Origin of the sequence: Bergeyella zoohelcum ATCC 43767 (assembly GCF_000301075.1) — a bacterium.
Taxonomy (GTDB): Bacteria; Bacteroidota; Bacteroidia; order Flavobacteriales; family Weeksellaceae; genus Bergeyella; species Bergeyella zoohelcum.
The window spans coordinates 270464-283866 of record NZ_JH932293.1 but is presented as its reverse complement, the minus strand read 5'-3'; the positions used below and the strand labels follow the sequence as shown (position 1 = coordinate 283866).

Sequence of the window (13403 nt, the reverse complement as noted above, 5' to 3'; positions counted from 1 at the left end):
AAAAACGGTTTCAAAATACTTTGCCAAAGTATCAAAAATGGACATTGTTAAATATATGTAATTATTGATAAAATGGATTATTTTATCCATTATCATTGAGTTGTAGTGTAGATTTAAATGTTTCTAATAAATATATTAAATTAACAAAGGTAAAATTACTTCTTTGTTTAGGAGGTGGTAGAAACATAAGGTAATGAGGATTTAATGATGTTAATATTATCTTTTTTCTTTTTTAATTTATAATAAAAAGTTTCCATATTTTTTTTGTTGGAAGTTTTTTCAAAGTTTGATCCTAGAATAATGGTATCAATATATTTTAATAAATTATCAATAGGAACATATAGTTTTCCCGTATATTCACAATTTTTTACTCTATTAGAATCATATTTTTCCAAAGTGATTACTCTTATTTCATCTTCGTCTTTAAAAGCAAAATTTTTAAATAGATATCTAATATACTCTATAATATCTTTTATATTATCGATGCTCTTATCTTTACATTCGTTTTTTAATTTATTTAAGTTGTTGGAAAGTTTTTCTAATTTTTTTTGATGCCATAAGCTAGTAATATTACCTCTAAGAGGTTTTAAATAAACTCCAAATTTTCTTTCTTTATCATCTAATGGTATCATTAATTCATTTTCTTCTGTATATTGGTCATAATAAACGATATAAGCGACTTGATATAATGGGTCGTTTAGCTTATTTTCAATTTCAAAACTTTGTGTTTTCAGATTGAAATAATTATTTTTATTTCCTAAGTTGTTGAAAACAAGGCAACAGCCGGATGATTCTACTCCATCTTCTTTCCCATAAAGTCTAAATTGATTTAAATCATTTATTCTTGTTGTGAGAGATGTGAAAAAGGCATTTTTTTCACTGAAAGGAATTATATTGTCTAATTCTAAATCTTGATGACCAATAACTTCTAGTAAATTTTTTCCTTCCATTGGGTCATTCATATAATTAGAAGTCCACATTCTTAGATTGTTGTTACTTAAAATTTCTTTTTTATCCTTTGAGTTTGTATGATAGTTTTCTTTTTCTAAATCAAATAATATTGAACATACTTTTGAGCTTGTATAATGTGCGAGAGGAATATTTAAAATATCTAAATAATCAATTTTTAGATATGATAAAATATTAATACAATAATTCCAATTATCAGAGCTTTCTAAGTTTTTAATATCTATGCTTTTATTTTGCAAAAAAGATATTATTTCATTTGATTTTTGTTTATAATATTGATCGAAAAAGGAATTAAATTTTTTTTCAAAAATATTAATATATTTTTTGTGCTTGTCTAAGTTTAATGGAGTGTCGTATTTTGAAATGATTAAACCTAATAGGCTTTTATTTATGCTAATATTTTCAAATAAATCTTTTACTAAGGGAGAAAATATTTGAAAATGTTTGGTTTGTGTCAAATTATTGAATATATTGGAATTTATTATTTCTAAAATTTCATTGACACATTCAAATGCAATGATGCTATTTGAACTCCTAATATTGCATTTTGCTAGATAATAGTAAGAGTAGATAGTATCTTCTAGTAAAAGTAGGGTTTTTTCATGATGAAATTTAGTATAAAAATCATTTTCAAAGTTAGGTTTTTTAAAATTGCTTCCTCTCTTTTTCCTAAAGAATCTATCCGAACGATACTTGATAAAGTCATATACTTCATCTTTTAAACAGGTTTCATAATAGTGCTGCTTTTCTGAATCTAAGTTTAAATTAAAGACAGAATTTTGATTGTAAATGAATTCAGAGTACATGAATATGAAATACACATCAATAATACTTTCCTCAAAATGCTTTTTTGCAAGTGAGTTATAATTTTCTTTTATACTAGATTTATCATCCGTGAATTTTTTCTTTTCTTCTAATATCGCTAACTCGTAGTAACATCTACCTATTCCGTAGTTTGGATTATAATATTCTCCGTATGATTGTTCGTTTTTTAATAAGAATTTTTTCTGAATATCATGGTTGTTATCTTTAATTTTATTGAAGTATTCAATTGATTTTTTAAATTCTTTATTGTTTAAATAACATCTTGCTATTCCGTAATAAATATCGTTAATACTAATATTGTCTCCGATAATTATATTATTATCATTATATTCCTTTTCTATAGAAGTAAATATTATCAAGGCACTATCGCTATCATCATTCCAGAATTTACAAACACCTAACCAATAGTTAGATTTTTTATTGCCTATTTTTTCAAAGCATAAAATTGCTTCTTTAAAGTTTTTTATTTTGAAATAAGATTTACCTAATAGATATAATTCTTCGGAATTAGACCTCATGTTGATTTGTTCTTGTTGTTCAATAATATCTGTGTAATTCCTGCTATTAAAAAGTTCTTTTATAGATTGAAGTGATTTTTTTTCTTGCATATTTATATTTGGATTATAAAGTTTTGCCTAATATAAATGTTTTATATAGTGTGATAAAAAAATCTTTGATATTTAATATAAACCAGATTTATTTTTATAAATAATGGTTGGTATAAAAATAATAGAAAAACAAATAAATAATGTATAGAGAGTTTGAGGTATATAACAAAGCCGCTTTTCAGCGGCTTCTATTTTTATTTTACAATGGTCATCTCGTTAAGGAGGTGTCCTGCTCCGGCGTATTTATCAATAATCCAAAGGACAAATCTGGAATCTACATTGATGGTTTTTTGCCATTTTTCTTCGAAGACGATATCTCCAGAGAGGGCTTCAGAATTTCCATCAAATGCAAGCCCCATCAGTTCTCCTTTGCCATTCATAATCGGTGAACCAGAGTTTCCACCTGTGATGTCGTTGTCTGAAAGGAAGTTGATAGGAAGGTTTCCATTTTCATCTGCATACTGACCGAAGTCTTTCGCTCTTGCCATGTCTAAGAATCTTTGAGGGAGTTCAAATTCTTCGTTTCCTGGCTTATGCTTCGCTACCATGGCGTCTATGATGGTGATATAGTTATCTTTTTCTTTCACCCCGTGGTATTCTCTATCATTTCGGATAGGGAGTACATCTACATTTCCGAAGGTAATTCTCATAGTAGAGCTTGCATCTGGATAGTAGGTTTTATCCGTGTTTGCCTTTCTCAGTCCATCAAAGAAGAGTCTATTGTTTTTAGCAAATGCCTCATCATTTTCTGCCAATTTTTTATTCAGAGCAGGAGCGTTTTCAGCAAATTTATATGCGATTTTGTAGAGAGGATCTTGGCTGAGCTTTTTTTGGTTCGGCTGGTTTAGGAAGTTCATTACCGATTGTTGGTTGGCAAAGATAGAATTCCTTGCTACTTCTCCTAAAAGCTGTGGATTAATGGTTTGGAAGGCGGTGGCTGCTGCTGAATTTCTTACTTTATCGCGGTAGAGCTGTACCATTACTTGGAGCATTTCTTGTTCCAGCTGGGGATTGAACTTTTCATACATGGTATGGATTCTTTCCGTAAGCGTTTTCTTCATGTTCGCTTTTTTAGTGGCACTATTTTCTGCCATGTATTGATTGAAAAGTGTTCCTAAAGTATTTGCGTACGCTAGGTATTTTGCATTTCTGGAAAGCTGAGCGGCATAATTTCTTTCTATGCTTCTATCCGAAGTTTGGAAGTAATAGTTTTTGATATTGGATAATACCTCGCCATACATTTCTTTATTTTGTTTTTGGTTTGCCCATGCTTGGAAATGTTGCTCTACTTTTTCTTTGTCTTGAATAGTTCCATTTTTCTTAACCGATTCTATGGTACCTTGTCTATTTTTCCAGTAGTTGGCCACAGAAGCGTATTGCGAAGCATAGTTCAGTTTGGTAGCCAGATCTCTGTCCATGTATTTTTTCATTACATCCATGGCAGTTTTAGACGCTTCTACCCATCCTGGATAATCTCTATCTACCAACTGTGAAATTCCGTAAGAAGTAAGGTATCTATTGGTTCTTCCTGGGTAGCCCATAATCATGGTAAAGTCTCCTGGTTTGTATGATTTTAAGGAGATAGGAAGGTGGTGCTTAGGCTTCATCGGAATATTGTTAGGAGAATATTCTGCTGGATTTCCATTCGCATCGGTATAGACTCTGAATACGGCAAAATCTGCGGTATGTCTCGGCCATTCCCAGTTATCGGTATCGCCTCCATATTTTCCTAATGCATTCGGTGGGGTACCTACTAATCTTACATCTTTAAAATCCTGATATACGAAATAGTAAAACTCGTTTCCATTGAAAAAATCTTTTACTACTACGGCATATTTTCCATTTTCAGCATTTTCTATTTCTATGGCTTTAAACTCAGCGTCTATGATGGCTTTTCTTTCTTTTTCGCTCATCCCATTATGGAGTTTCGCATTGATTCTTTCGGTGGCATCCCCCATTCTTACCAAGAATCTTACATGAAGTCCCTTTGCTGGAATTTCTTCTTTTTTGTTCATTGCCCAAAAGCCATTGGTAAGATGGTCTTTCTCTGGCGTAGAAAGTGCCGCAATATTTCCATATCCACAGTGATGATTGGTAAATAGTAGCCCCTCTCTGGATACTATTTCTCCCGTACATCCTCTTCCGAACTGCACGATGGCATCTTTTAAACTAGATTGATTTACAGAGTAAATTTCTTCAGGCGTAAGTTTCAGCCCTTTTTTCTGTAAATCTTGTCCTTTTAGGCGTTTAATCATGGTAAGTAGCCACATTCCTTCATCGGCTTTCACGGAGAGAAAACTCATTAAGAAAGTAGCGAGTAGAAAAATTCTTTTCATAAAGCTATAAATTTTGGTGCAATTTACTCATTTTTGCCGTATTTTTGGGAGAATAAAACCGAAAACACGATGAAAAGGTTATTTTTACTTTGTTTTTCAGCCATTATTCTGAGTTCAATGACTGTTTTTAAACCCAAGCCTCAGCCACTGAATGCGAAATGGACACTCATTCAGATGCCCAATTACACGAAGCAAGAATTGGTTCAAAGCACCATCGTATTGGATGTTACGGATGCCCGAAATCCTATATTGCATACAGGCTGTAATGAATTGCAGATGATGGCTCAGTTCTCTAAGAAAGGGATTTTTAAGGTAGCAAAAATGAGCATTCCCGAAAATGAATGCGAGGGAAGGGAAAAAGAAATAGAAGAGCAGCTCATCGCTTATTTTAAAGAAGGTAAATCTTATATTCTTCACGGAAAATACTTAGTCATCCAAACCCAAAGCAGTAAAGAGTTGCTTTTTGTGGTTCATGAATCATAATTAAGAATGGCAAATCATAAACGAAAGAAAAGTATTTCTCCTGCTGTAGATGCAAGGAAATTCTTAGAACAACTCAAAAAAAAGCCTCCCAAAAATTTGGATTATTTGGTTCAGGATACACACGATGCGGTTTTTGAGGAAATTGATTGTCTGAGCTGTGCCAATTGCTGTAAAACCACAGGGCCGCTTTTCGTGGAGAAAGACATAGAAAGAATCTCTAAGTTTCTTAGGATGAAAGCTGCGGACTTTGAGGCGAAATACCTTAGGCTAGATGAGGATAATGATAAGGTTTTTAAGACGCTACCATGTCCTTTTTTGGATGCAGAGAACTATTGTTCCATTTATGAAGTGCGTCCTAAGGCGTGTAGGGAATATCCGCATACGGACAGAAAGAAGATCTATCAAATCAATGTAATTATGCTGAAAAATATTCCGATATGTCCTGCTGCGGAAAGATTTGTAGAGAAATTACAACAGGCGGTGGGCAATTAGCCCGTGGGTTTTGTTGGGAAAATTTTCATTGTACATGATACATTCATCATGGTGCAATTAAAATCGTAAATTATGAAAATAGTATTAATAGGCTCTGGAAATGTGGCGTACCATTTAGCAAAGGCATTTCATCAAAACGATGTACCCTTGGTGCAAGTTTTGGGGAGAAATCATGAAGCTTTACAAGAAATTCATGCGGCAACGGGTTTTCCCATTTGTACCAATTGGGAAAAAATAGAAAATGCAGATATCTATATTGTTGCGGTGAAAGATAACGCGATACAAGAATGTGCCCAAAAGATTCCCAATAAAAAAGCGTGGGTGCTACACACGGCAGGCTCGGTGTCGTATCAAGAAATTCCCGAGGGTTTTCAGCGTGGAGTGCTATATCCTTTACAAACTTTTTCTAAGAGAAAAACGCTGAACTATCAGGAGATACCATTTTTTGTAGAAACTGAAAAACAAGAGGATGCAGAGCGGGTAATGCAGTGGGCATCTCTTCTCTCGCCAAAAGTGATGTATGCAGATGAAAATACACGCAGGCAGCTTCATTTATCCGCCGTGTTTGCTTGTAACTTTACCAATCATCTTTTCACCTTGGCAGAAAATATTTGCCAGCAGAATGATATTCCTTTTGAATATCTTCATCCGCTCATTTTTGAGACGGTGGATAAAATTAAAACCCTATCGCCTAAAGATGCCCAAACAGGCCCTGCGATAAGAAACGATATGCCTGTAATAGAGCAGCAGCTCAATACACTCGCGGGAAGACCGAAAGAAATTTATCAGCTCCTTACAGAGAGTATTATAGAAATGTATAAATCATAAAAGATAGAATAATAATGAGTTACAAACAGAGATTAAAACATATAAAAGCCTTTATCTTTGATGTAGATGGCGTGTTTACTGATGGCAGCATTTTGCTTCTACCCAATGAGCAGATGTGCAGGGTGATGAATGTATTAGACGGTTATGCCGTAGTGAAAGCCCTCAAGGAAGGCTATAAAATAGGTGTGATTACGGGGGGGGATGACCCGATGGTGAAACATAGAATACATTATTTAGGGATAGAAGACTATTACCCTAAATCCTCTGACAAGTGTATTGATTATGAAGATTTTAAACAAAAGTACAGCTTAGAAGATGCAGAAATTCTCACTATGGGAGATGATTTGCCAGATATGGGTATTCTTCAGCGTTCAGGAATTGCTACTTGTCCGCCCAATGCCGTTCAGGAAGTTAAAGCCATTGTGGACTATATTTCTCCCATTTCAGGAGGAAAAGGAGCAGTGAGAGATGTTATAGAACAAGTGCTGAAAATCCAAGGCAAATGGGAAATAGACGAAACGAGGAGTGTTTAATTTTAGCAATTGGTATTCATTGGATTAATTTCTACAAGAAAAAAAATGAAAATTTTATTAGGCTCTAATTCTCCGAGGAGAAAAGAATTGCTTCATCAGTTGGAGTTTGATTTTGAAACGGTAAAGATAGATTGTGAAGAGATATATCCTGAAAATATCCCTTCGGAAGCGGTGGCCGAATATTTGGCAGCACTCAAAAATTCAGCATACAAAGATTTGAAAGCAAATGAAATACTCATTACTTCGGATACGGTGGTCATTGTAGATGATGAAGTGCTGGGTAAACCTAAAGATGAACAAGAGGCTTTTCTTATGCTGAAAAAGCTAAGTGGAAATACTCACTTTGTAGATACCGCCATCTGTTTGAGAACTCAGGAACAATCCATCGTGCAAACCGATAGGGCAGAAGTAACGGTAGCACCGCTTTCAGATGAGGAAATTAGGCATTATATCCGTGAGGGTCAGCCTTTAGATAAGGCGGGCAGCTATGGTATTCAGGATTGGTTCGGTTTGGCCAAAATTACTCAGATTAAAGGAAGTTATTATACCATTATGGGGCTTCCTACGCATCTTTTGTATTCGCATTTATCAGAATGGAAGAAACAAAAATAAAACGATATCCAAAAAAAATTGTACTTTTACTCATGGATTGTGTTTACCCAGTTTTTTCAGAAAACTGAAATAATTGGGAGTAAGTATAATAAAAAATTAATGAAAAAAAGTTTCATCTATATATGTACGGCAGTATTACTTATGGCTTGTGTCTCCAAGAGACCCGAGAAGCGAGGGCGTTTTATGAAAGGGTTTTCTGCTCAGTACAACACGCTTTTTAATGCCGATCAAGCATTAGAAGAAGAAATAAACAGCAGACTTGCCCAGCATAAAGATAATTTTTATGCCCCTTATATCGCTATTTTTCCTTACGAGAAAAAACCAGTAGATGAGCAAGGAAATAACTTACCTCCCGTAGATGAAAATCCTTTTGGAGATATATTTGGACTGGGAAATAAAACTCCGCCTTCTACTCCTCCCTCCCGAAATAGAAAAAGTAAATCCGAGAGAGGTATCAGAAAAGATGCTGAACAGGCACCTCCTTCATCGAAAAAGACCACTATGCTAGAAATTGCTGAGGCGAAGGCGTTAAAAACCATAGATAAGTTTTCTGTAATTCGAGAGGAGCAAGAGAAAAATAAAGTCATTTTTGATGCCTACATCATCCTCATTAAGGCGAGAATCTATATGGAGGAAAATTTTAAGGCACTAGATGCTATTAATATGATGAATAAAAGATTTCCTAAACATAAAAGAATAGGTTTGGGGAAAGTGTATCAGGGACTTGCGTATTCTAATATAGGAGACTATGCTAGAGCGAATAAGATATTTGAAGCACTAAGGAAAGAACCGCTTCATCCTGAAGATATGGCATTGATGACTATCTATTATGGTGAAAACTTATTAAAAAACCATCAAAACAAAGAAGCCATAGACCTACTCTCTACAGCTTTTGACCTCAATAAAAATAATAAAATTAAAAGTAGAATAGCATTTCTTAAAGGGCAAATTTTGCTCAGTGAAAACCAATTGCCTATGGCTCGGGAGAGCTTCCAAAAAGCGTATGACCTCGCTTCTGATTTTGAATTTGAAGTAAAATCTCAAATAGAAATTGCTAAAACTTTTAACGCTAAAAACAATTATGCAGAAACCCTGAAATATTTAGACCATCTCAGTAAAAAAGGAACTTATGCCTCTAGAAAAAATGAATTTCTCTATGCCAAAGGGCTTTTGGCACTTCGTGCAGATAAGAAAAAGGAAGCCCGTGATTTCTTTTTCGCTTCGGTGAAAGAAAAGGCGACCGATACCCATATAAAAGGACTGAGCTATTATGAAATAGGTAAAAGTTTTTTAGAGGAAGATGACTATATCCGTGCAGGAATTTACTATGATTCTGCAGTGGCTGCCATGACCTATGAACCTACTAAAAAGGAAGTGCAAAAACAAGCGGAAGATATTAAGAAAGTATCTGATAATTATTATCTTATCAAGAGAAATGATAGTATTCTTGCACTTACAAAAATGTCTAAGGCAGAGCAAATAGCGTTTTTTAATCAGCATATTGCAAAGCTGAAAGCCAAGGAGGAAGAGGAAGAAAGGAAAAGACGCATAGCAGAAAGACAAAGTGGATTCCAAGATGGTGATTTTGGGCTAAATTCTATTTTTGGAAGCAGCGGAAATGCGTTTCAAGATTTTGGAAATCCAAGTGGTAAATTTTATTTTGCTAATGCCAGCACCGTGGCACGAGGAATCTCGGATTTTAAACAGCTGTGGGGAGATAGGGCTTTGGCAGATAATTGGCGATTTTCTAAAAGAACATCCAGTGTAGAGGAGGTGAGAAATCAGGCTTTAGGACAAACTTCTGAAGCCAATCCAAGGCGTTTTGAACCCGCTTTCTATACTGAGCAAATTCCTAATTCTTTGAAAGAAATAGACCGGCTGAAAAAAGAAAGAGATGAGGCAGAACTAAACCTCGGTACCCTTTTTAGAGATGCGTTTAATGATATTCCTTTAGCCACCAAGACTCTCTATGGGCTCATTGAAAAACAACCCGAAGAGAAAGTGATGCTCCAAGCATTATTCCAAATTTTCTCAATGAATTTCGAGCATAATCCTCAAGCCGCTGAAAAGGCAAAAATCATTTTACTTAAAGATTATCCGCATACGGCGTACGCAGAGTATGCCAGAAATCCTAGAAATTCTAATTTTGTGAAATCCTCTGTACAAGCAGAGCATGAGTATGCAAAAGCGTATTTCATGTATGAACAAGCCCATTTTGAGGAAAGCCGAATGGTGGTGGAAAACGCATTGATGCAGTTTAAAAATGACGCTCTCATTCCTAAATTTCATTTGCTCAATGCCCATCTTGCAGGTAAACTTTATGGTAAAGAGGTGATGATACTCCAACTGCAGCAGATAGTGCTCAATTATGAAAAAACATTAGAAGGAATCCGTGCGGCGGAGATGCTTAAAAATCTAAAAAGTGATTTGGATAAAAAGACAGTTTCTCCAAAACCAGAGCATCAACAGTATAAAGAGACTTCGAAAAATACTCCGCCGAAATCTCCAATAAATACCACGAATCTTTTTGAAACTCAAAATCAACCTCAGATACAAGAAACTAAGGCGATTATTCCTACGGATGCTCAGCCTAAAGACCATCCGTCTGTACAAAAACAGAATATCGTTCTTCCAAAGAAAGCGAAGTGATAAAAGAAAGTCTTCAAATAAAAAAACATTTCTTTTGTAACAAACACAAATTCTTTTAGACTAATGGATAAAACCATAAAATTTTAAGAAAAATGAGAAAAAGTATTGGTGTTTTTATAGCGATTTTAATGACTTCGGTGGTATTTGCACAGCAATCTGCCAATCGGTTTTTCTATGAACTCACCTTTAAGCCCAAAAAGGCAGAGGAGAAAAGAGAAAAAATAATGACCGCACTGGATATTACCACAGAAAAATCTATTTACGAAGATTTTACCATTAGAGCACAGGATTCTATTATCAAGCAAGAAGTAGAGCAAATGACAAAAACAGGAGTTTTCAAAGACTTGATGAAAACGATTACGATGCCTAAATTTACTTATAAAGTAGTAAAAAAATATCCTTCTATGGAGGTTTCGGTACAGGATAATATCAGTAATAAGAGATTTTCTTATCAATCTCCTACGAAGCTCAATTGGAAGGTGGAAAGCGAAAAAACGAAAATAGGAGCGTATGCCGTGCAGAAAGCCACTACGGATTTCGGGGGAAGACAGTGGACAGCGTGGTTTACCATGGATATTCCTTTCCAAGATGGACCGTATAAATTCCATGGACTGCCAGGGCTTATTGTAAAAATAGAAGACAGCAAAAAAGAGTATTCTTGGGAGCTGAAAGGAAATGAAAACATCGCGAAATGGGAAGAACTTTCCTATACACAGAAAATGCAATCTCGTTTTGGGATGAGTACCAGTGTAGTAGAAATTACTAAGGAAAAATTTGACAAGGCTTATGCGAATTTTAAGGCTGATCCACTTGGTGAATTTAGAGCGTATATGACTCCAGAACTGATGAAACAGCCTCTTCCGGGGACTGATAAAACCGTAGGAGACATGATTAAAGATCAAGAAAAAATGGCGAAAGATTTCTTTGCTGCGGTAGATAATCCGATAGAAATAGAATAATAATAAAAAAAATAAGATGATGGCAGATACCCTTTTTTTAAGTTTTGCATTGCTTTTGACCATTGCACTCATTGTATTTGCAATTAAGCAGGTGGATAGGAGAGATACCTATAAATCACTTTGGTATCTATTGATTTTTATGATGCCCATAGCAGGAAGTTTGCTAACCCTTCTTATCATTACTCACCCGAGCTATCGTAAAGCACTTGAGCATCAAAGAAAATTTAGATTCAGAAAAGTATAAACTTTTTTAACACTTTATATGATGAGCTGCCTTTTTAGAGGTAGCTTTTTTATTTATGGTAAAAGTTGCTATTAATATCTTCTTATATTCAGACCTTAAAAAATCCCTTTCTGAAATGAGAAAGGGATTTATTTATTATTCAGGTTTAGTAATTACATTTTCTATAGCGGTTTTATTGGTTTTAAGGAAATATTCTCTTAGTTCTTTAAAAAGTTCGGAGGAATAGACGAAGTCAATAAGATTTTCATTTTCCGCAGTAATCACTTTGCTTTTATCACCTTCCCATTCTAGAAGTCCGTTTTTTAGATATACTATCTTTTCACCGATGGTCATCACGGAGTTCATGTCATGTGTATTCACTATGGTGGTGGTATTGTATTTTTCGGTAACTTCTAAAAGTAAATCATCAATGACATTAGAGGTATAAGGGTCTAATCCAGAGTTAGGCTCATCGCAGAAAAGGTATTTAGGATTATTCACAATGGCTCTACCGATGGCCACTCTCTTTTGCATTCCCCCAGAGATTTCCGAAGGGAATTTATCTCCCGCATTGACTAGGTGGACATTGTCCATCACTTCTTGTACACGGTCTTTTTTTTCGGCTGCCGTAAGACTGGTAAACATATCCAATGGAAAGGCAATATTTTCTGCTACAGTAAGGGAGTCAAACAAAGCACCGCCTTGGAATACGGTTCCTATTTCTGCCCTTAGATTTTGTTTTTCATCTCTTCCCATTTTGGTAATATCTCTTCCGTCAAAAAGGATGGTGCCAGAGGAGGGCTCATGGACATTGAGCAAGGATTTTAGAAAAACCGTTTTTCCAGAGCCACTCTGTCCAATGATGAGGTTTACCTTTCCACTTTCTAAAGTGGTAGTAATTCCTTTGAGAACGAGGTGGTCACCAAACTGCTTTTTAAGGTCTTTTACTTCTATCATTAGCCCAAGATAATTTGTGTTAATATTAATTCTGAAATGATGATGAACACCATGGTCCATACTACCGCCTGTGTGCTGGCTCTTCCTACTTCTAATGAACCTCCTTTTACCGTATATCCGAAATAGGAAGGTACCGTGGCAATGATAATAGCGAAGACCACCGTCTTAGTAAAAGCATAATAGTAGAAAAGATTAGGCATATACATTTGGATACCTGTGGTAAAATCTGCCACAGTCCATTTTCCTGTCAGCTCTCCCGCCATAAACCCTCCCATAATGCCTACTACAATACTGAGTGCGATGAGTAGGGGATTAAAAATTACACAAGCAAGAATTTTAGGTAAAATCAAAAAATTAGAAGAATTTACCCCCATAATATCTAATGCATCGATTTGCTCTGATACCCTCATGGTTCCGATGCTCGATGCAATATAAGACCCTACTTTCCCTGCTAGTACCAAGCTGATAATGGTAGGCGAAAACTCAAGGACGAGTACCGCTTTGGAGGCATACCCTACGAATGCAGGTGGAATGGGAAAAGCAGAGGCATCAAAATTATTAAACATTTGGATAGCTACTACCGCTCCTACAAATATGGAAGTAAAAACGACTAACCCAAAAGAATTGACCCCTAAATCATAAAGCTCTCTGGAAAAACTCTTCCAAAAAACCGACATCTTTTGGGGCTTTTTTAGTGCCTTACCCATGAGTAAAAAATACTCTCCTAGGGCGGTTAAAAATTTTTTTGTCATTGGGCAAAATTACAATTTTTTATCTTTTCAGCTTTTATCAATTTTTCTAAATCTTTGTAGGATTTTCATTATTAGGCAGTCCGCTTTTAGCGATTGGCATTTAGCTTCTGGCGTATAGCTGTTGGCAAATAGCTTCTAATTTCTAACATATCATCTCCAATTTCTAAAATCATTGTA

General features: G+C 35.1%; 12 protein-coding genes. 8 read left to right on the top strand and 4 right to left on the bottom strand.

The genetic code is table 11. The annotated features are described in order from the left end of the window. Positions 1-167: 167 nt before the first annotated feature. Both HMPREF9699_RS10725 and HMPREF9699_RS01300 read right to left on the bottom strand, forming a co-directional pair. Entirely contained in the window at positions 168-2402 is a 2235-nt protein-coding gene (locus HMPREF9699_RS10725) for a tetratricopeptide repeat protein (protein ID WP_002661724.1), read from the bottom strand. A gap of 194 nt (positions 2403-2596) precedes the next feature. Beyond that, a complete protein-coding gene (locus tag HMPREF9699_RS01300) occupies positions 2597-4738 on the bottom strand; it encodes a S46 family peptidase (protein WP_002661722.1) in 2142 nt (713 codons plus the stop codon). Positions 4739-4807: 69 nt separating this feature from the next. On the opposite strand from HMPREF9699_RS01300, the gene HMPREF9699_RS01295 reads away from it, so the two are divergent. From HMPREF9699_RS01295 to HMPREF9699_RS01260, 8 genes are all read left to right on the top strand, one after another. Continuing rightward, positions 4808-5221, top strand: a complete 414-nt coding sequence (locus HMPREF9699_RS01295) for an META domain-containing protein (protein ID WP_002661720.1) — start codon at positions 4808-4810, stop codon at positions 5219-5221. Between the two features lie 6 nt (positions 5222-5227). Then, entirely contained in the window at positions 5228-5713 is a 486-nt protein-coding gene (locus HMPREF9699_RS01290; RefSeq protein ID WP_002661718.1) for a YkgJ family cysteine cluster protein, read from the top strand. Positions 5714-5785: 72 nt separating this feature from the next. Continuing rightward, complete coding sequence (locus tag HMPREF9699_RS01285; RefSeq protein ID WP_002661717.1) at positions 5786-6541, top strand: Rossmann-like and DUF2520 domain-containing protein; 756 nt, start codon at positions 5786-5788, stop codon at positions 6539-6541. Positions 6542-6555: 14 nt separating this feature from the next. Beyond that, positions 6556-7074 (top strand): KdsC family phosphatase, encoded by a 519-nt coding sequence (locus HMPREF9699_RS01280; protein WP_002661715.1) that lies wholly within the window; start codon positions 6556-6558, stop codon positions 7072-7074. A gap of 45 nt (positions 7075-7119) precedes the next feature. After that, on the top strand, positions 7120-7686 hold the full coding sequence (locus tag HMPREF9699_RS01275) for a Maf family nucleotide pyrophosphatase (protein ID WP_002661714.1): 567 nt from the start codon (positions 7120-7122) through the stop codon (positions 7684-7686). A gap of 99 nt (positions 7687-7785) precedes the next feature. Further along, complete coding sequence (gene porW, locus HMPREF9699_RS01270; RefSeq protein ID WP_002661713.1) at positions 7786-10335, top strand: type IX secretion system periplasmic lipoprotein PorW/SprE; 2550 nt, start codon at positions 7786-7788, stop codon at positions 10333-10335. Between the two features lie 92 nt (positions 10336-10427). Next, positions 10428-11294, top strand: a complete 867-nt coding sequence (locus HMPREF9699_RS01265; protein WP_002661711.1) for a GLPGLI family protein — start codon at positions 10428-10430, stop codon at positions 11292-11294. A 16-nt stretch (positions 11295-11310) separates the two neighbouring features. Next, a complete protein-coding gene (locus tag HMPREF9699_RS01260; protein ID WP_245946106.1) occupies positions 11311-11538 on the top strand; it encodes a PLDc N-terminal domain-containing protein in 228 nt (75 codons plus the stop codon). Positions 11539-11673: 135 nt separating this feature from the next. Here HMPREF9699_RS01260 and HMPREF9699_RS01255 read toward each other — a convergent pair whose 3' ends face one another. After that, positions 11674-12474, bottom strand: coding sequence for an ABC transporter ATP-binding protein (locus HMPREF9699_RS01255; protein ID WP_002661708.1), 801 nt, complete (start codon positions 12472-12474; stop codon positions 11674-11676). Continuing rightward, entirely contained in the window at positions 12474-13226 is a 753-nt protein-coding gene (locus tag HMPREF9699_RS01250; protein ID WP_002661707.1) for an MlaE family ABC transporter permease, read from the bottom strand. Before HMPREF9699_RS01250 ends, HMPREF9699_RS01255 begins: the two co-directional genes overlap by 1 nt. Positions 13227-13403: the final 177 nt, after the last annotated feature.